Source organism: Streptomyces sp. MUSC 14, from assembly GCF_001866675.1.
In the GTDB taxonomy this organism is placed as follows: Bacteria; Actinomycetota; Actinomycetes; order Streptomycetales; family Streptomycetaceae; genus Streptomyces.
Window position 1 is genome coordinate 94,143 of the sequence record NZ_MLYN01000019.1, and the last position, 19,369, is coordinate 113,511.

16 protein-coding genes and 1 pseudogene are annotated in these 19,369 nt (G+C 71.9%); 11 read left to right on the forward strand and 6 right to left on the reverse strand.

All coding sequences use genetic code 11. The features are described 5' to 3' along the window. Window positions 1-66: 66 nt before the first annotated feature. A complete protein-coding gene (locus BIV25_RS11455; RefSeq protein ID WP_071372130.1) occupies window positions 67-1,557 on the reverse strand; it encodes a PucR family transcriptional regulator in 1,491 nt (496 codons plus the stop codon). Between the two features lie 116 nt (window positions 1,558-1,673). Here BIV25_RS11455 and BIV25_RS11460 point away from each other — a divergent pair, with 116 nt between their 5' ends. From BIV25_RS11460 to BIV25_RS11475, 4 genes are all read left to right on the forward strand, one after another. After that, on the forward strand, window positions 1,674-3,140 hold the full coding sequence (locus tag BIV25_RS11460) for a sodium:solute symporter (RefSeq protein ID WP_071372131.1): 1,467 nt from the start codon (window positions 1,674-1,676) through the stop codon (window positions 3,138-3,140). 63 nt (window positions 3,141-3,203) lie between these two features. Continuing rightward, a complete protein-coding gene (gene speB / locus BIV25_RS11465; protein ID WP_071372132.1) occupies window positions 3,204-4,172 on the forward strand; it encodes an agmatinase in 969 nt (322 codons plus the stop codon). A gap of 23 nt (window positions 4,173-4,195) precedes the next feature. After that, entirely contained in the window at window positions 4,196-5,881 is a 1,686-nt protein-coding gene (locus BIV25_RS11470) for a thiamine pyrophosphate-binding protein (protein ID WP_071372133.1), read from the forward strand. Between the two features lie 366 nt (window positions 5,882-6,247). Beyond that, window positions 6,248-7,042, forward strand: a complete 795-nt coding sequence (locus tag BIV25_RS11475; RefSeq protein WP_071372134.1) for a phosphatase — start codon at window positions 6,248-6,250, stop codon at window positions 7,040-7,042. Window positions 7,043-7,116: 74 nt separating this feature from the next. Here the strand turns inward: BIV25_RS11475 and BIV25_RS50940 are convergent, their stop codons facing one another. From BIV25_RS50940 to BIV25_RS11495, 4 genes are all read right to left on the reverse strand, one after another. Further along, on the reverse strand, window positions 7,117-7,434 hold the full coding sequence (locus BIV25_RS50940; protein ID WP_071372135.1) for a hypothetical protein: 318 nt from the start codon (window positions 7,432-7,434) through the stop codon (window positions 7,117-7,119). Between the two features lie 261 nt (window positions 7,435-7,695). Next, window positions 7,696-8,565: an acyl-CoA thioesterase II gene (gene tesB / locus BIV25_RS11485; protein WP_071372136.1), complete on the reverse strand. Its 870-nt coding sequence runs from the start codon at window positions 8,563-8,565 to the stop codon at window positions 7,696-7,698. Window positions 8,566-8,611: 46 nt separating this feature from the next. Beyond that, window positions 8,612-9,769: an acyl-CoA dehydrogenase family protein gene (locus BIV25_RS11490; protein WP_071372137.1), complete on the reverse strand. Its 1,158-nt coding sequence runs from the start codon at window positions 9,767-9,769 to the stop codon at window positions 8,612-8,614. A 94-nt stretch (window positions 9,770-9,863) separates the two neighbouring features. Next, window positions 9,864-10,469 carry a TetR/AcrR family transcriptional regulator gene (locus BIV25_RS11495; protein WP_071372138.1) on the reverse strand — a complete coding sequence of 202 codons (606 nt, stop codon included), beginning with the start codon at window positions 10,467-10,469 and terminating at the stop codon, window positions 9,864-9,866. A gap of 107 nt (window positions 10,470-10,576) precedes the next feature. On the opposite strand from BIV25_RS11495, the gene BIV25_RS11500 reads away from it, so the two are divergent. The 5 genes from BIV25_RS11500 (at window position 10,577) to BIV25_RS50945 (ending at window position 16,780) form a co-directional block, all read left to right on the forward strand. Next, window positions 10,577-12,193 (forward strand): carboxyl transferase domain-containing protein, encoded by a 1,617-nt coding sequence (locus tag BIV25_RS11500; RefSeq protein WP_071372139.1) that lies wholly within the window; start codon window positions 10,577-10,579, stop codon window positions 12,191-12,193. Between the two features lie 11 nt (window positions 12,194-12,204). Further along, window positions 12,205-14,142 carry a biotin carboxylase N-terminal domain-containing protein gene (locus BIV25_RS11505; protein WP_071372140.1) on the forward strand — a complete coding sequence of 646 codons (1,938 nt, stop codon included), beginning with the start codon at window positions 12,205-12,207 and terminating at the stop codon, window positions 14,140-14,142. Beyond that, a complete protein-coding gene (locus tag BIV25_RS11510) occupies window positions 14,139-15,083 on the forward strand; it encodes a hydroxymethylglutaryl-CoA lyase (RefSeq protein WP_071372141.1) in 945 nt (314 codons plus the stop codon). The genes BIV25_RS11505 and BIV25_RS11510 overlap by 4 nt, the downstream gene beginning before the upstream one ends. Before the next feature lie 5 nt (window positions 15,084-15,088). Further along, window positions 15,089-16,249 (forward strand): acyl-CoA dehydrogenase family protein, encoded by a 1,161-nt coding sequence (locus tag BIV25_RS11515; protein ID WP_071372302.1) that lies wholly within the window; start codon window positions 15,089-15,091, stop codon window positions 16,247-16,249. A 114-nt stretch (window positions 16,250-16,363) separates the two neighbouring features. Beyond that, the gene (locus BIV25_RS50945; protein WP_177235238.1) at window positions 16,364-16,780 is read left to right on the forward strand and encodes a hypothetical protein; all 417 of its coding nucleotides are present in this window, start codon (window positions 16,364-16,366) and stop codon (window positions 16,778-16,780) included. Window positions 16,781-16,926: 146 nt separating this feature from the next. Here BIV25_RS50945 and BIV25_RS46790 read toward each other — a convergent pair. After that, window positions 16,927-17,272 (reverse strand): annotated as a pseudogene (locus BIV25_RS46790) (NUDIX domain-containing protein); the annotation flags it as partial. 158 nt (window positions 17,273-17,430) lie between these two features. Here BIV25_RS46790 and BIV25_RS11525 point away from each other — a divergent pair. Together BIV25_RS11525 and BIV25_RS11530 are read left to right on the forward strand one after the other, a co-directional pair. Beyond that, window positions 17,431-18,477, forward strand: coding sequence for an ABC transporter substrate-binding protein (locus BIV25_RS11525; RefSeq protein WP_071372143.1), 1,047 nt, complete (start codon window positions 17,431-17,433; stop codon window positions 18,475-18,477). A gap of 10 nt (window positions 18,478-18,487) precedes the next feature. Next, a complete protein-coding gene (locus BIV25_RS11530; protein ID WP_071372144.1) occupies window positions 18,488-19,309 on the forward strand; it encodes a siderophore-interacting protein in 822 nt (273 codons plus the stop codon). The last annotated feature ends 60 nt before the right edge of the window (window positions 19,310-19,369 follow it).

Consider the following 19,369-nt stretch of genomic DNA (forward strand, 5'->3'; position numbering starts at 1 on the left):
AGAGACTCCCGTCCACGAACAGCGCGGCGCGCCAAGGGGTTTGCCCCCTCGGCGCGCCGCGCCGTGTCAGCCGTTCCGCAGCGCGAACCACAGCTCCATGCGGACGTCCGGGTCGTCCAGGTCGGTGTCCAGCAGGGTGGCGCAGCGGGTGATGCGTTGGCGGACCGTGTTGCGGTGGACGTCCAGGGCGACCGCGGTGCGGTCCCAACTGCCGTGCAGGGCGAGCCAGTTGCGCAGGGTCTCGGTGAGGGCCGGGTGGTCGGCGAGGGGGGCGAGGAGGGCGCGGGCGTAGGACGCGGCGTCCGCGGGGGGCAGCAGGTCCGCGAGGCCCGGCCGGGTCCCGTTCCGGACCAGCGGGGTGCGGGTGGCGCGGGCCCGGGCCAGGGCGCGGGCCGCCTGGGTGTCGGCGTCCGGCCAGGCGTCCGGCGTCACGGCGGCGCTCACCCCGAGCGTCCAGCCGGGCTGCGCCGCCGGCTCCCGCCCGCCCGGCACCAGCACCCGTACGACGTCGTGCGCGAGATCGACCAGCGGCGACCCCAGCGCCGCCCCGAGCGCCGAGGCGGCCACGGCGTCCGGGAGTTGTGCCTCCGGCCGGGCGTGGACGACGACCCAGCTGCTCTCCCCGAGCAGCGGCGCGACCTCCTGCGGGCGCGCGCCGAGCAGCAGGCGGACGAAGGCGGAGGAGCGGGCGGCACCGGCGCCGCTCTGGTGCTCACCGGTCAGCAGGGACAGCAGCACGGAGGCCACGGAGGCGATGGTGTGGTCGCCGGGCTCGCGCCGGGTGCTCGCCAGGGCGAGGACGAAACCCGTCCCCAGCGCGTAGGCGGCCAGGTGCGTGTCGCCCAGGGTGTCGGTGGCCGACGTGGGGCCCGGGGTGCCGGTTCCGCCCGGTCGTACCACCTCCGCCAGGTGCGTCAGCGCCTGCCGTACCGCCGCCGCCGGCTCCCTGCCCGCGCCGGCGACCGCCGTGCCGTCGGGGCCGTGGAGCACCGCGTGGCCGGTCAGCCGATGGGCCAGCTGGCGCAGCACCGAGGGGACCGGGTCGGGGCGGGCGGCGGCGGAGGCGAGGCTCTGCTGCGCCTCGGTGACGCGCCGCAGCTCGGCCAGCCTGGCCTGCGCCATCAGCTGCCACACCGCCCGCGCCACGCCGGAGAACGTGGTCCGGGGCGGGACCTCCAGGAGCGGGAGGCCGTGCCGGTCGCAGGCGGCGACCAGCGCGCGCGGGACCGTGTCGTGCACCGGCGCCAGGCCGAAGCCGAGGGCCGCGCCGCCCGCCTCGACGATCCGGGCGACGTAGTCGTTGAAATAGGTGCCCGAGCCCGCCGCCTCCGGGACGTGCACCCCTGCCGTCAGCAGCAGCTCGCCGCCCAGCAGATACGGGTACGGGTCGGCCATCTCCGAGGTGTGCGCCCAGTGGACCACGGCCGACGGATCCGCCGGGCCCGCGATCTGCCGCAGGCCCAGGTCCTCGCGGGCGAGCAGGGCCGAGAGCGGGACCGGTGGGGTCGGCGGGACGGCTGGGGCGGTCGTCTCCGGCATGATGTGCGTTTCCTCCATCCCACCCCGTTCATATGGATGAAACGTACACTTCGCAGTCGCTTTCCGGCCACCTACTGTCGATGGGAGTCACCCGCCGGCGACCCCCAGTACGACTTCGAGTGGAGGAGGGCCTCATGGCCGTCGACTACACAGTGATCGTCGTCTATCTCGCCGGCATGCTGGCCATGGGCTGGTGGGGCATGCGCCGTGCCAGGTCGAAGAGCGAGTTCCTGGTGGCGGGGCGCCGGCTCGGGCCGGCCATGTACTCCGGCACCATGGCGGCGATCGTCCTCGGCGGCGCGTCCACCATCGGCGGGGTGGGACTGGGCTACCAGTACGGCCTCTCCGGCGCCTGGATGGTCTTCACCATCGGCCTCGGCCTGCTCGCGCTGTCGGTCTTCTTCTCCGCCCGCATCGCCCGCCTGAAGGTCTACACCGTCTCCGAGATGCTGGACCTGCGCTACGGCGGCCGGGCGGGCATGATCTCCGGCATCGTCATGTGGGCGTACACCCTCATGCTGGCCGTCACCTCGACGATCGCCTATGCCACGATCTTCGACGTCCTCTTCGACATGAACCGGACGCTCGCGATCGTCATCGGCGGCACGATCGTGGTCGCGTACTCCACGCTCGGCGGCATGTGGTCGATCACCCTGACGGACATGGTCCAGTTCGTGGTGAAGACCATCGGCGTGCTGCTGCTCCTGCTGCCCATCGCGGTCGTCAAGGCGGGCGGCTTCGGCGCGATGAAGGCAAAGCTGCCGACCTCGTACTTCGACCCGCTGGGCATCGGCGGCGAGACGATCTTCACCTACGTCCTGATCTACACGTTCGGCATGCTGATCGGCCAGGACATCTGGCAGCGGGTGTTCACCGCCCGCAGCGACACGACCGCCCGGTGGGGCGGCACGGTCGCCGGCACCTACTGTCTGGCCTACGCCCTCGCCGGTGCGGTGATCGGTACGGCCGCCAAGGTGCTGTACCCGAAGCTGGGCAGCCCGGACGACGCCTTCGCGACCATCGTCAAGGACGAACTCCCCGTCGGCGTGCGGGGATTGGTGCTCGCCGCCGCCCTCGCCGCCGTGATGTCCACGTCCTCCGGCGCGCTGATCGCCTGCGCGACGGTCGCCAACAACGACATCTGGGCGCGGCTGAAGGGCGCCGTCAGGCCCTCCGCCGAGGAGCACGACGAGGTCAGGGGCAACCGCGCCTTCATCCTGATCATGGGCGTGGTGGCGATCGGCACGGCGATCGCGCTGAACGACGTGGTCGAGGCGCTGACCGTGGCGTACAACCTGCTCGTCGCCGGTCTGCTCGTGCCCATCCTCGGCGGCCTGCTGTGGAAGCGCGGCACGGCGCAGGGCGCGCTGGCCTCGGTGGTCGTCGGCGGCCTCGCGGTCGTCGGCCTGATGGCCGGGTACGGCATCCTCGCCAACGAGCCCGTCTACTACGGCCTGCTCTCCTCCCTCGCCGCCTACGTCGTCGTGTCCCTGGCGACCAGGCCCACCGACGCGGCCGTCCTCGCCGTCTGGCGCGAGCGCCTCGCGGGACGGTCCGCCCCCGAACTCCCGTCCGAACCAGCAGCGGCGGCTCCCCAGTAGAGTCGTCTGTCGTATGACAAGCAGTGCATGCGCGACGAAGCGCAGGAAAGAAGGCATTTCACCATGAGCAGCAACGAGACGCCCCGCGGCCCCGTCGACTCCTCCCGCGTCCCGCGCTACGCCGGTCCCGCGACCTTCGCCCGGCTGCCCCGCCTGGACGAGGTCGGCACCGCCGACGTCGCCGTCGTGGGCGTGCCGTTCGACTCCGGCGTCTCGTACCGGCCGGGCGCCCGCTTCGGCGGCAACGCCATCCGCGAGGCGTCCCGGCTGCTGCGCCCGTACAACCCGGCGCAGGACGCCTCCCCCTTCGCGCTCGCCCAGGTCGCGGACGGCGGCGACATCGCCGTGAACCCGTTCAACATCAACGAGGCGGTCGAGACGATCGAGGCCGCGGCCGACGACCTCCTCGGCACGGGCGCGCGACTGATGACGCTGGGCGGCGACCACACCATCGCGCTGCCGCTGCTGCGGTCGGTGGCGAAGAAGCACGGCCCGGTGGCCCTGCTCCACTTCGACGCCCACCTGGACACCTGGGACACCTACTTCGGCGCCGAGTACACGCACGGCACCCCGTTCCGCCGCGCGGTGGAGGAGGGCATCCTCGACACCTCGGCGCTGTCCCACGTCGGTACGCGCGGCCCGCTGTACGGCAAGCAGGACCTCACGGACGACGAGAAGATGGGCTTCGGCATCGTCACGTCCGCCGATGTCTACCGCCGCGGCGCCGACGAGGTCGCCGACCAGCTGCGCCAGCGCATCGGCGACCGCCCGCTGTACATCTCGATCGACATCGACTGCCTGGACCCGGCCCACGCCCCCGGCACGGGCACTCCGGAGGCGGGCGGCATGACCTCGCGCGAGCTGCTGGAGATCCTGCGCGGCCTGGCGTCGTGCAACCTGGTCTCGGCGGACGTCGTCGAGGTGGCCCCGGCGTACGACCACGCCGAGATCACCTCGGTCGCGGCCTCCCACACGGCCTACGAACTGACCACCATCATGAGCCGCCAGATCGCGGCGGCCCGCAACGCCTGATTCTTCCTAGGGGACCGAGAGCAGTGACTCACGACCACGACCTGGTACTCCGCCCGACCGATCGGCAGACGGCGGCCGCGCTGAATCCCCCTCCCGGCCGAAGCGGCGGGGACCTGGTCGTGGAGACCCTGTCCGGGCTCGGCGCGACGACGGTCTTCGGCCTGCCCGGGCAGCACGCGCTCGGCATGTTCGACGCGCTGCGCCGCTCGTCGCTGCGGTACGTGGGCCTGCGGGTGGAGAACAACGCGGGCTTCGCGGCGGACGCGTACGGCCGTGTCACCGGCGAGGCCGCGCCGCTCCTGCTTTCGACGGGGCCGGGCGCCCTGACGTCGCTCGCCGCGCTCCAGGAGGCGGCGGCGGCCTCGGCTCCCGTCCTGGCGATCAGCAGCCAGATCCCGACGGCCGGCCTGGGCGGCGGCCGCCACGGCTATCTGCACGAACTCCCGGACCAGTCGGCCTCGTTCCGGGGCGTGGTCAAGTCCGTCCACACGGTCCGCACGCAGTCCCAGATCCCGTCCGCGATCGCGGCGGCCTGGAAGTCGGCGCTGACGGCTCCGCACGGCCCGGTGTGGGTGGAGATCCCGCAGGACGTCCTGCTGGCACCGACCGCCCTGCCGGTGGTGACGGCGATGGACGCGACGCCGGACGACCTGGTCCCGCGCCCCGAACTGACGGCGGTGGCCGCCGGCCTGCTGTCGCACGCGCGGCGCCCGGCGATCATCGCGGGCGGCGGGGTGGTGCGCGCGGACGCCTCGGGCAAGCTGAGGGCGCTGGCCGAGAAGCTGGACGCGCCGGTCGTGACGACCTTCGGCGGCAAGGGCGCGTTCCCCTGGAAGCACCCGCTCTCGCTCCAGTCCTGGCTGGAGGACCGGCACACGACGGACTTCCTGGAGGACGCGGACGTCCTGCTGGTCGTGGGCTCGGGGCTCGGCGAACTGTCCTCGAACTACCACACGTTCAGGCCCCGGGGCCGGGTGATCCAGATCGAGGCCGACCTCGGCAAGCTGGAGTCCAACGTTCCGGCCCTCGGCATCCACGCGGACGCCCGCCTGGCCCTGCAGGCCCTGCTGGAGACGGTGGAGGAGCGCGACGACGCGTCGGCGCCGACGCGGGTGCGGGAGCTGCTGGCCCGGGTGGCCGCCCGTATCGCGGCCCAGGAACTCGGTCTGGAACAGCGGGTACTGGCGGCCGTCCGCGGCGCCCTGCCCGCCGACTCCCCGTCGTTCTGGGACATGACGATCCTGGCCTACTGGGCCTGGTCGGCCTTCGACGCGCAGGGCCCCAACACGATGCACTCGGCCCAGGGCGCCGGCGGCCTCGGCTACGGCTTCCCCGCGGCCCTCGGCGCGGCGGCGGCCGACCCGACCCGCCCGGTCCTGGCGGTCTCGGGCGACGGCGGCGCCCTGTACTCGATCGCGGAACTGGCCACGGCCCGCCAGTACGACCTGCCGGTCACCTGGCTGATCGTGGACGACGGCGGCTACGGCATCCTGCGCGAGTACATGACGGACGCCTTCGGCCAGGCGACGGCGACGGAACTGACCCGGCCGGACTACGTGGCCCTGGCGGAGTCGTTCGGCGTACCCGGCGTCCGTACGACCCCGCAGACCCTGGCGGAGGACCTGACGAAGGCCCTGGCGACTCCGGGTCCGTCGGTGGTCGTCCTCCCGGCGGTACTGCGGATGTTCGCGCCGACGCACCTGGGCTAAGCGGGTTCGGCGAAGTCCGGTGCGGTTCGGCGGCGCCCCGAAGGGGCGCGGGGAACTGCGCGACCAGCCACGACGGACCCGCAGATGACCGACGGCACGTTGCGGCACTTCCAGCGGAGCGCTTAGCGCAGGAACTCACGCCAGGGCGGCCGCGGTCGCGCGCGAACCCCTCCGGGTTGTCCAGCATGATGTTGTGGCCGCAGTCCGGCACCCGGGGCACGGTGACCCCGCCGCCGCAGGGACTCGGTGCCGGTGAACGCGTCGTCGGCCTCCGCCAGGAGGTAGGTCCGTGGAATCGCCCCCCCGGGCCGTCCGGCAGCCGATACGGCCGGGACTCCCGTCCCGCCCTGCCTCACAATGGGAGGCATGCCGATATCCGGGACACCCAGCCGCACCCAGCTCGTCGACCACCTGGTGAGGACCCGTATCGCGGGGGACGTCGCCACGCCCCGCGAGAACAACCTCTCCCACTACCGCAAGCTGGCCAACGGCGACCGCCACTACTGGCTCGGTCTGGAGCTGGGCGAGCGCTGGGCGGACGAGCAGGACGTGCTCGCGGTGATGGCCGAGCGGGTGGGTGTCAACGACGACCCCGAGTACCGGTACGGGCAGGACACCATCGACCCCGAGCTGACCGTGGACGGGCTGGAGCGGATGGCGGCGCGGCTGCGCAAGGCGGCCGAGGGGCGGCAGCGGGTGCTGTTCGCGACCGGTCACCCGGGCGGCCTGCTGGACGTGCACCGGGCCACGGCCGCCGCGCTGCGCGCCGCAGGCTGCGAGATCGTGGTCATCCCCGACGGGCTGCAGACGGACGAGGGGTACGTCATGCAGTTCGCGGACGTGGCGGTGCTGGAGCACGGGGCGACGCTGTGGCACACCCACTCCGGGGAGCCGATGCGGGCCATTCTGACGGGACTTGAGCGCGAGGGGCGTCCGCTGCCCGATCTCGTCGTCGCCGACCACGGGTGGGCCGGGTACGCCGGGCAGCACGGTGTCGACTCCGTCGGGTACGCCGACTGCAACGACCCGGCGTTGTTCCTCGCCGAGTCCGAGGGCACCCTCCAGGCCGTCGTACCGCTGGACGACCATGTGCTGAGCCCGCGCCACTACGACCCGCTGACGGCCTATCTGCTGGCCGGATCAGGGCTTCTGACGGACTGACAGCACCGGAGAACAGCACTGTGCGGCTCCTCGCGCGCGGAGCCGCACAGTGAAGGCGCTGTCTGCGTCAGTGGTCAGCGGCCGCCGCCACCGCCGCCGCCGTCACGGCCGTTGTCGCCGCCACCGCGTCCGTTGTCACCGCCGCGACCGTTGTCGCCACCGCCGTTGCGGTCGCCGCCACCGCCGTTGCGGCCGCGGTGTCCGCCGTGGTGACGGCCGCCGTGCCGGTGGTGGCCGCCGCCGCAGCCGCATTCGTGGTGCCGGTGGTGGCCGCCGCGGTGGCCCTCGGGCGCCGCCGCAGCGGTGCCGGCCGCGCCGATCGAGGCTCCGCCCGCCAGCATCAGGCCGGCGGTGGACAGCACGACATAACGCTTGATGCGCTGTGCTCGCATGGGTTGTACCCTTTCGTTTCCATCATCTGCCGCGCCTCCCAGGGGAGAAGAGGGACGGGTCGGATGGTCGGGCGCCGCGCTCACGGAGGGGGAAGGCACGGCGCGCTCTTCAGGTGTCACCGCAGAGGTTGGCCACACGGCCGCGACCTCCGGCATCACACGTTCCGCTTGCACGAATCGTGTCCGGTCGGTCACGCCGTGTACTGCGGCTTCACTGAATGAGCGTAGTGGCCCGTCCGCCATCCGGCATCTCGGGACGTATCAGGCACGCGGGACGCGGACCACGCCCTCCTGGATGACGGTGATGGCGAGTTGCCCGTCCTGCGTGTAGATCCGGGCCTGGCCGAGACCCCGGCCGCCGTGCGCGGACGGCGACTCCTGGTCGTACAGCAGCCACTCGTCGGCGCGGAAGGGCCGGTGGAACCACATCGCGTGGTCCAGGGAGGCGCCCACGACGTCCCCGACGGCCCAGCCGCCCCGGCCGTGCGCGAGCAGCACGGAGTCGAGGAGGGTCATGTCGGAGACGTAGGTGGCGAGGACGACATGGAGCAGCGGGTCGTCGTCGAGCTTGCCGTTGGTGCGGAACCACACCTGGGAGTGCGGCTCGCGCGGTGCGCCGAACTGGCCGTACGGCGGCTCCTCGACGTAGCGCAGGTCGACCGCTTCCCGGGCCTCGATGAACTTCTCGACGACGGCCGGGTCGAGGTGGCCGTAGCCGCGCAGCCGCTCCTGGGAGGTGGGCAGGGTCGCCGGGTCCGGGGCGGGCGGCATCGGCGTCTGGTGGTCGAGCCCCTCCTCGTCCACCTGGAAGGAGGCGGAGAGGTGGAAGATCGGCTTGCCGTGCTGGACGGCGACGACACGGCGCGTGGTGAAGGAGCGGCCGTCGCGGATGCGGTCCACGGTGTAGACGATCGGCGCGCCGGGGTCGCCCGGGCGCAGGAAGTACGCGTGGAGGGAGTGGGCGGGCCGGTCCGCGGGGACCGTCCGCCCGGCGGCGACCAGCGCCTGCGCCGCGACCTGCCCGCCGAAGACGCGGGGTACGACGGCGGAGCGGGACTGGCCGCGGAAGATGTCCTCCTCGATCTGCTCCAGGTCGAGCAGATCGAGGAGGTCCTGAAGTGCCTGGCTCATGGCGTCAGTTGTACCGGCCACTCATGGTCGCCCGGTCGCACGGCCCTTACAGGCCCATGTCCTTGGCGATGATGGACTTCATGATCTCGCTGGTGCCGCCGTAGATGCGGTTGACGCGGTTGTCCGCGTACAGGCGGGCGATCGGGTACTCGTTCATGAAGCCGTAGCCGCCGTGCAGCTGGAGGCAGCGGTCGATCACGCGGTGGGCGACCTCGGTGCAGAACAGCTTCGCGGAGGCGGCCTCGGCGGGGGTCAGCTCGCCGGCGTCGAGGGCCTCGGTGGCGCGGTCGGCGACGGCCTCGGCGGCGTCCACCTCGGCCTGGCAGGCGGCCAGCTCGAACTTGGTGTTCTGGAAGGCGGCGACGGGCTGCCCGAAGACGACGCGCTCCTGGACGTACTGCTTGGCGAACCGCACGGCGGCCTTGGCCTGCGCGTAGGCGCCGAAGGCGATGCCCCAGCGCTCGGAGGCGAGGTTGTGGCCGAGGTAGTAGAAGCCCTTGTTCTCCTCGCCGAGGAGGTCCTCGACGGGCACCTTGACGTCGACGAAGGCCAGCTCGGCGGTGTCCGAGGTCTTCAGCCCCAGCTTGTCGAGCTTGCGGCCGACGGAGTACCCCTCCGCCTTCGTGTCCACGACGAAGAGGGAGATGCCGTGCCGGCGGTCCTCCTTGGTCGGGGCGGAGGTGCGGGCGCAGACGATCATGCGGTCGGCGTGCACACCGCCGGTGATGAAGGTCTTGGCGCCGTTGAGGACGTAGTGGGTGCCGTCCTCGCTGAGCCTGGCGGTGGTCTTCATGCCCGCGAGGTCGGAGCCGGTGCCCGGCTCGGTCATCGCGATGGCCCACATCTCCTCGCCGGAGACGAACTTCGGCAGGTAGCGCTTCTTCTGCTCGTCGGTGGCGAGCAGCTTGATGTAGGGCAGGCCGAGCAGCACGTGCACACCGGAACCGCCGAAGGAGACACCCGCGCGGGCGGTCTCCTCGTACAGGACGGCCTCGAACTTGTACGAGTCGATGCCGGCGCCGCCGTACTCCTCGTCGACGCGGATGCCGAAGACACCGAGCTCGGCGAGCTTGTAGTAGAAGTCGCGCGGCGCCTGGCCCGCGGCGAACCACTCGTCGTAGACCGGGACGACCTCGGCCTCGATGAAGGCGCGGAGGGTCTCCCGGAACGCCTCGTGATCCTCGTTGAACACCGTACGGCGCACGGTTACCTCCACGTACCTCGGCATATCGGCTGTCTAAGCGCTTGCTCAGACCCGAAGATACCGGCCAGTAGGCGACCGCGTCCAGAGATGCACGTCACTCCTCGGCGACGCCCGCCGCCTCGAACGCCCCGCAGGCCATTCGGTGCAGCAGGGTGGCCGTCGTGCCGCGGCCGGGCAGGGTGCCGGCGCGGCCGAGGTGGGGGGTGGAGTTGAGCAGGCCGAAGACCGAGTGGACGGCGGAGCGGGCGGCGGGCTCGGTCAGCGCCGGGTACACCTCGCGGACCACCTCCACCCACAGCTCGACGTACTGCCGCTGGAGCTGGCGCACCAGCTTGCGGTCGCTGTCGCGCAGCCGGTCCAGCTCGCGGTCGTGCAGGGTGATCAGCGGGCGGTCGTCCAGGGCGAAGTCGATGTGGCCCTCGATGAGCGAGTCGAGGACGGCCCGCGCACCGGTGGACCCGTCGGCCTCCGCGAGGCGCCGCTTGGCCCCCGTCAGCAGCTGGCCGCTGATGCCCACCAGCAGCTCGGCGAGCATCGCGTCCTTGCCCGGGAAGTGGCGGTACAGGCCGGGGCCGCTGATGCCGACGGCGGCGCCTATCTCGTCCACCCCGACGCCGTGGAAACCGCGCTCGGCGAAGAGCCGGGCGGCCTCCTTCAGGATCTGCTCGCGCCGGGTGGGGGCGTCGGTTCTGGTGACCATGCAGGTAATTCTAGACAGCGAGGTTAGCGGTCGTTAACCTGAAGGAAATGGTTAACGCTCATTAACACGTGATCCACGGATTCGATCACCGGTGAGGGGACCGCAGGATGCAGGAGGCACCGGAGCTCCAGAGCGCGGCAGATCCCGCGTCGGAGGCCTGGCGGGCCAATGAACAAGCCCATCTCTCGCTCGTCGAGGAGCTGCGCGGCAAGCTGGCCGCGGCGGCGCTCGGCGGCGGCGAGAAGGCCCGCGCCCGGCACACCGCGCGCGGCAAGCTGCTGCCCAGGGACCGGGTGGACACGCTGCTCGACGCGGGCTCGCCGTTCCTGGAGCTGGCCCCGCTCGCGGCCGAGGGGATGTACGACGGCGCGGCCCCGGCCGCCGGCGTGATCGCCGGGATCGGGCGGGTCAGCGGGCGCGAGTGCGTGATCGTCGCCAACGACGCCACGGTCAAGGGCGGCACCTACTACCCGATGACCGTGAAGAAGCACCTGCGCGCCCAGGAGGTGGCCCTCGACAACCGGCTGCCGTGCGTCTACCTCGTGGACTCCGGCGGCGCCTTCCTGCCGATGCAGGACGAGGTGTTCCCGGACCGCGAGCACTTCGGGCGGATCTTCTACAACCAGGCACGGATGTCCGGGGCCGGGATCCCGCAGATCGCGGCCGTCCTCGGGTCCTGCACGGCGGGCGGGGCGTACGTCCCCGCGATGAGCGACGAGGCGGTGATCGTCCGCGACCAGGGGACGATCTTCCTCGGCGGACCCCCGCTGGTGAAGGCCGCCACCGGCGAGGTCGTCACGGCCGAGGAGCTGGGCGGCGGCGAGGTCCACTCCCGGATCTCCGGCGTCACCGACCACCTCGCCGAGGACGACGCGCACGCGCTCAGGATCGTGCGGAACATCGTCGCCACGCTGCCCGCCCGGCGCTCCCTGCCCTGGGACGTCACCCCGGTCGTCGAGCCCAAGGCCGACCCCTACGGGCTGTACGGCGCGGTCCCGGTCGACTCCCGTACCCCCTACGACGTGCGCGAGATCATCGCGCGCATCACGGACGGCTCCCGGTTCGCCGAGTTCAAGAGCGAGTTCGGGCAGACGCTCGTCACCGGCTTCGCGCGCATCCACGGCCATCCGGTCGGGATCGTCGCCAACAACGGCATCCTCTTCTCCGAGTCCGCGCAGAAGGGCGCCCACTTCATCGAGCTGTGCGACCAGCGCGGGATCCCCCTGGTGTTCCTCCAGAACATCTCGGGGTTCATGGTCGGCAAGGACTACGAGGCGGGCGGTATCGCCAAGCACGGCGCCAAGATGGTGACGGCCGTGGCCTGCACGCGCGTGCCGAAGCTGACGGTGGTGGTCGGCGGTTCGTACGGCGCGGGCAACTACTCGATGTGCGGCCGGGCCTACTCCCCCCGCTTCCTGTGGATGTGGCCGAACGCCAAGATCTCCGTCATGGGCGGCGAGCAGGCCGCCTCCGTCCTCGCGACCGTCAAGCGCGACCAGCTGGAGGCGCGCGGCGAGCAGTGGCCCGCCGAGGACGAGGACGCCTTCAAGGCGCCGATCCGAGCGCAGTACGAGCGCCAGGGCAACGCCTACTACGCCACCGCCCGCCTCTGGGACGACGGCGTGATCGACCCGCTGGAGACCCGTCAGGTGCTCGGTCTCGCGCTGACGGCCTGTGGCAACGCGCCTCTGGGAGACCCCCAGTTCGGCGTCTTCCGGATGTGAGGAGGGGAACCGTGTTCGACACAGTGCTGGTCGCCAACCGGGGCGAGATCGCCGTACGCGTCATCCGTACGCTCCGCTCGCTGGGCGTGCGCTCGGTGGCGGTCTTCTCCGACGCCGACGCGGACGCGCGGCATGTCCGGGAGGCCGACACGGCGGTACGGATCGGCCCGGCGCCGGCGGCCGAGAGCTATCTGTCGGCGGAGCGGCTGCTGGAGGCGGCCGCCCGCACGGGCGCGCAGGCCGTGCACCCGGGGTACGGCTTCCTCGCCGAGAACGCCGCCTTCGCGCGCGCGTGCGACGAGGCGGGGCTGGTGTTCATCGGCCCGTCCGCGGACGCGATCGCGCTCATGGGCGACAAGATCCGCGCCAAGGAGACGGTGCAGGCCGCCGGGGTGCCGGTGGTGCCCGGCGGCCGTGATCCCGAACTGGCCGACGCCGCCCGCGCGTTGGGCGCGCCCGTGCTGCTGAAGCCGTCCGCGGGCGGCGGCGGCAAGGGCATGCGCCTGGTGCGGGACCTGACGGTCCTGGAGGAGGAGATCGCCGCCGCCCGCCGCGAGGCCCGCGCCTCCTTCGGTGACGACACGCTGCTCGTGGAGCGGTGGGTCGACCGGCCCCGGCACATCGAGATCCAGGTGCTGGCCGACGGCCACGGGAACGTCGTGCACCTCGGCGAGCGCGAGTGCTCGCTCCAGCGGCGGCACCAGAAGGTCGTCGAGGAGGCGCCGAGCGTGCTCCTCGACGAGACCACGCGCGCGTCGATGGGCGAGGCGGCCGTGCAGGCGGCCCGCTCCTGCGGGTACCGGGGCGCGGGCACGGTGGAGTTCATCGTGCCGGGCGGCGATCCGGCCGCGTACTACTTCATGGAGATGAACACCCGCCTCCAGGTGGAGCACCCGGTCACCGAACTGGTCACCGGCCTCGACCTGGTGGAGTGGCAGCTGCGGGTGGCGGCCGGGGAGCGGCTCGGCTTCACACAGGCGGACGTCACCCTGACCGGCCACGCGGTCGAGGCCCGTGTCTGCGCCGAGGACCCCGCCCGCGGCTTCCTCCCCTCCGGCGGCACGGTGCTGCTGCTGAACGAACCGCAGGGCGACGGCGTCCGCACGGACTCCGGGCTCAGCGAGGGCACCGAGGTGGGCAGCCTGTACGACCCGATGCTGGCCAAGGTCGTCGCCCACGGCCCCGACCGCGCGACGGCGCTGGCGCGGCTCCGGGCGGCCCTCGCGCGGACGGTCACGCTGGGCGTGCCGACCAACGCGGGCTTCCTGCGCCGGCTGCTGGCCCATCCCGCGGTCGTGTCCGGCGACCTGGACACGGGGCTCGTCGAGCGGGTGGTGGACGAACTGGTCCCCGCGCAGGTGCCGGAGGAGGTGTACGAGGCCGCGGCGGCCGTGCGTGCCCAAGCGCTGGAGCCCCGCGCCGAGGGCTGGACCGACCCCTTCTCGGTGCCGAGCGGCTGGCGCCTGGGCGGCACCCCGAAGCCGCCGGTCTTCCATCTGAGAGTGCAGGACCCGGTGGCGTACACGCCCCGGGGTACGGCCACGGTCACCGACGACACGGTCGCCGTCACCCTCGATGGCGTCCGGCACGCCTTCCACCGGGCCGGTGACTGGGTCGGGCGCGACGGCGACGCCTGGCAGGTGCGCGACCACGACCCGGTCGCCGCGTCCCTGAGCGGGGCCGCGCACGCGGGCGCCGACTCGCTGACCGCCCCGATGCCGGGCACGGTGACGGTGGTGAAGGTCGCCGTCGGCGACGAGGTCGCGGCCGGACAGAGCCTGCTGGTGGTGGAGGCGATGAAGATGGAGCACGTCATCTCCGCCCCGCACGCGGGCACGGTCGCCGAGCTGGACGTGACGCCGGGCACGACGGTCGCCATGGACCAGGTGCTCGCGGTGATCGCACCGCACGAGGAGAACCGCGAGGAGAACGGGGAGGTGGCGCAGTGACCGCCGAAGGTCTGCCCATGGTCGTACCGGCCACCGACCTGCCCGCGCGGGTCCGGATCCACGAGGTCGGGGCGCGCGACGGGCTGCAGAACGAGAAGGCGGCCGTGCCGACCGAGGTGAAGGCGGAGTTCGTCCGCCGGCTCGCCGACGCGGGCCTGACGACGATCGAGGCGACGAGCTTCGTGCACCCCAAGTGGGTGCCTCAACTGGCCGACGCCGAGCAGCTGTTCCCGCTGGTCAAGGACGTCCCGGGGGTGGAGCTCCCGGTGCTGGTCCCCAACCAGCGCGGTCTGGAGCGGGCCCTGGCCCTCGGCGCCGAGCGGATCGCGGTGTTCGCGAGCGCCACCGAGTCCTTCGCGAAGGCCAACCTCAACCGCTCACTGGACGAGTCGCTGGCCGTGTTCGCGCCGGTGGTGCGCCGGGCGAAGGACGAGGGCGTGCACGTACGCGGCTATGTGTCCATGTGCTTCGGCGACCCGTGGGAGGGAGCGGTCCCGCTGCACCAGGTGGCCCGCGTCTGCACCGCCCTGAGGGACATGGGCTGCGACGAGCTGAGCCTCGGCGACACGATCGGCGTGGCCACCCCTGGCCATGTCCTCGAACTGCTCTCCCTGCTGAACGAGGAGGGCGTGCCGACGAACACGATCGGCGTGCACTTCCACGACACCTACGGCCAGGCGCTCGCCAACACCTACGCGGCCCTGGAGCACGGGGTGACCACGGTCGACGCCTCCGCCGGCGGGCTCGGCGGCTGCCCGTACGCCAAGTCGGCCACCGGCAACCTCGCGACCGAGGACCTCGTCTGGATGCTGCGCGGCCTCGGCATCGAGACCGGGGTCGACCTCGGCCGTCTCACCGCCACGAGCGTGTGGATGGCCGAACAACTGGGCCGGCCCAGCCCGTCCCGTACCGTCCGCGCTCTCTCCCACAAGGACCAGTGATCAGCATGGACCACCGTCTCAGCCCCGAGCTGGAGGAACTCCGCCGTACGGTCGAGGAGTTCGCGCACGACGTGGTGGCGCCGAAGATCGGCGACTTCTACGAGCGGCACGAGTTCCCGTACGAGATCGTCCGCGAGATGGGCCGCATGGGCCTGTTCGGGCTGCCGTTCCCGGAGGAGTACGGCGGCATGGGCGGCGACTACCTGGCCCTCGGCATCGCGCTGGAGGAGTTGGCGCGGGTCGACTCCTCCGTGGCCATCACCCTGGAGGCGGGCGTCTCGCTGGGCGCGATGCCGCTGCACCTGTTCGGCACGGAGGAGCAGAAGCGCGAGTGGCTCCCCCGGCTGTGCGCGGGCGAGGCTCTGGGCGCCTTCGGCCTGACGGAGCCGGACGGCGGCAGCGACGCGGGCGCGACCCGGACGACGGCGCGCCTCGACCCGGACACGAACGAATGGGTGATCAACGGCACGAAGTGCTTCATCACCAACTCCGGTACGGACATCACGGCCTTGGTGACGGTGACGGCGGTGACGGGCCGCAAACCGGACGGCAAGCCCCTCATCTCCTCGATCATCGTCCCGTCCGGCACCCCCGGCTTCACGGTGGCGGCGCCGTACTCGAAGGTCGGCTGGAACGCCTCGGACACCCGTGAGCTGTCCTTCTCGGACGTCCGCGTCCCGGCGGCCAACCTGCTGGGCGAGGAGGGCCGGGGCTACGCCCAGTTCCTGCGCATCCTGGACGAGGGCCGTATCGCCATCGCGGCGCTCGCGACGGGCCTGGCGCAGGGCTGTGTGGACGAGTCGGTGAAGTACGCGAAGGAGCGCGAGGCGTTCGGCCGCCCGATCGGCGCCAACCAGGCGATCCAGTTCAAGATCGCCGACATGGAGATGAAGGCCCACACGGCCCGCCTGTCCTGGCGCGACGCGGCGAGCCGCCTGGTCGCCGGGGAGCCCTTCAAGAAGGAGGCGGCCCTGGCCAAGCTCTACTCCTCCACCGTCGCGGTGGACAACGCGCGCGACGCGACCCAGATCCACGGCGGCTACGGCTTCATGAACGAGTACCCGGTGGCCCGTATGTGGCGGGACTCCAAGATCCTGGAGATCGGCGAGGGCACGAGCGAGGTCCAGCGGATGCTGATCGCACGGGAGTTGGGGCTGGTGAGCTGAAGAGGGGTACGGGGGTGCTGTTCGGCGAATCAGGTGGTCCTCCCGGGGCAGGGCATTGCGTGACGGGCGTGCGGGACGTTGATCAGCGCGTCCGTCATCTGCCTGGAGGTAACCGTGAAAGCCACGAAGTACGCGACCGGATTGACGTTGGGACTGATGGTGACCGCCACGCTGGTCACCCCGGCCGCGTCCGCCGCGCCGCACTCCGCTCGGGCCGACCGTCTCGTCCTCACCGACTCCGACAACGGCCAGAGCGTGGCCCGGTCGGTCGGTGACGACACCGAGATCCGCCTGAAGGCCTCCCGCGAGCGGGGCCTGACGTACACGTGGAGCATGCCGAGCACCCGCGACGCCCACGGCCTGACTCGGACTGTCAGCGGCACGACACCGGCCGGTGACGCATACGCGGTCGTCCACGCGGACGGCCCGGGCACCAGCACCATCACCGCCGTGCGGCAGTGCCACGCCGGCCCCGGGCACACGTGCCCCCGTGCCGTCACGCCGTGGAAGGTCACCATCAAGGTGAGCTGAGACGTCGCGCGGCGTCGGCTTTCAGAACGTGCTGGTGGCGTTGAAGGCCGACGTCGCGCATCACCCTGGGCCCGGTTGAGGGCACGAGTGAGACCGAAGCCGCCCACGCAGAACCGTCGTGTCGCGCCGCACGCCCAACGGGCAGCGGGCATGTTGCCGTCGCACCAGTCGTTCACGCGCTTTCGGATGCCGGAGACCATCGGGAGCGCGCCGACTTCGCGGGGCCTGCCGTACCTCGCCGTCGTCGTAGGCAAAGACGTGGTGCGGGTTGGTGTACGTGCCTACGATGCCGACGGTTTCGACGTCGAACCCGGTCTCCTCGCGGGTCTCCCGGATCGCGCAGTCCGGCAACGACTCCCCGATGTGCATCGCACCTCCAGGAAGCGCCCACATGTCGTTGTCGCGCCGACGTTGAAGAAGGATGCGCCCGGCGTCGTCGGCCGAACTGCCCGCCCGTCCGTTTCTCCCCGTGACGGACAGGCGGGGCCCCACGGCCGGACCCTTCCCGCGCCGCAGTGCCGTACCGAACGATCCCGCTGCTGACGCACCGCCGAGGCGCCCCCACCCCCTGGACGTCGAGTGAGGTTAGGCTAACCTATCTTCGAACCTGTCCGGCGGGCGCCTCGCCCCGTTCGAAAGCAGTCGTATCCATGCCCCTTGCCCGTGCCACCCACCTCACCCGCCGCGGAATCCTCGCCGTGGGCGGCGCCATCGGACTCGGTGCCGCGCTCACCGCCTGCGGGGGCGACAAGGGGAAAGACAGTGGCTCCGGCAAGGGAACGGCCGCAGGCAGGTCCGGGCCCTGGTCGTTCAAGGACGACCGCGGCACGACCGTGAAGCTGGACAAGGTCCCCGCGGACATCGTCGCGTTCACCGGCGTCGGCGCCGCGCTCCACGACTACGGCGTCCAGGTCAAGGGCGTCTTCGGACCGACCACGGCCAAGGACGGCAAGGCCGACGTCCAGGCCGGCGACATGGACGTCAGCAAGGTGACCGTCCTCGGCAACGCCTGGGGCCAGTTCAACATCGAGAAGTACGCCTCGCTCGCACCCGACGTGCTGATCTCCACGACGTTCGACAGCGCCGGCACCCTCTGGTACGTCCCCGAGGAGTCCAAGAAGAAGATCGCCCAGCTGGCCCCCAGCGTCGCCGTCTCCGTCTACGACCGCCAGCTGACCAAGTCCCTCGAGCGCATGTGGGAGTTGGCCGCGTCGCTCGGCGGTGACATGAAGGCCGCCACGGTGACCGACGCCAGGAAGCGGTTCGAGGCCGCCGCGACCCGGCTGCGCTCCGCCGCCAAGGCCAGGCCCGACATCAAGGTGCTGGCCGGCTCCGCGAGCGACCCGCTCTTCTACGTCTCCGGCACCCACCTCTCCGTCGACCTGGAGTACTTCAAGACCCTGGGCGTGAACTTCGTCGAGCCGCCGGAGAGCGCGAAGAAGGCGACCGGCGGCTGGTTCGAGTCGCTGAGCTGGGAGAACGTCGACAAGTACCAGGCCGACATCATCATGATGGACGACCGCTCCTCGGCGCTCCAGCCGGCCGCCATCACCAAGCCGACCTGGAAGAAGCTGCCCGCGGTGAAGGCGGGCCAGGTCATCTCCCGTTCCCCCGAGCCGATCCTGTCCTACGACAAGTGCGTGCCGCTGCTCACCACGCTCGCCGAGGCACTGGAGAAGGCCAAGAAGGTCAGCTGAGGAGCCCCTTATGACGACGGCCGTAGCCGCCCCGTTCCGTTTCTTCGCCCTGCACGTCGTACGGACCCGGCGGCTCGGGCCGTCGCTCGTCCGTGTCACCTTCGGCGGGAGCGATCTGCACGCTTTCCACTCCGAGGGGCGGGACCAGTCCCTCTCCCTCTTCCTGCCGCATCCCGGCCAGCCGGAGCCCGTCGTACCCCTGGATCTGGGGGACAGCTGGTGGCAGGCCTGGCGTGAACTGCCGGACGACGTACGGGCCGTGATGCGCTCGTACACCCTGCGGGCCCTGCGCCGGGACCCCGACGAGATCGACATCGACTTCGCCCTGCACACCCCGGCGGGCCCCGCCTCCCGCTGGGCCGCCCGCGCCCGCGCCGGCGACCGGGCCCTGGTGCTCGGCCCGGTCCTCGCCGACAACCGCGCGATCCGCTTCCGGCCGCCCGCCGACACCGACCTCGTCGTGCTGTGGGGCGACGGGACCGCCGTACCCGCCGCGACCGCGATCCTCGAATCCCTCCCGGCCGGCACCCGCGTCCGGGCCTGGCTGGAGGTGCCGGACGCCGGTGACATCCAGGACGTGCGCACCGAGGCGGACGCGGAGATCACGTGGCTCGTACGGCACGACGGGACCCCCATGGCCGTCGACGCCGTACGGGCCGCGGCCCTCCCCTGCGGCGAGCGGACGTACGTGTGGCTCGCGGGCGAGTCCGGTCATGTCAAGGCGCTGCGGCGGTACTTCGTCGGGGAGGGCGGGGTCGACCGGCGGCGGGTGACCTTCGTCGGGTACTGGCGGCAGGGGATGACCGAAGAGCAGTTGCGGGCCGCCGAGTAGGCACCGCGCCACCCCGCACCGCCCGTGACAGTGATCACGGGTGAGGCATGCCCCGATTTC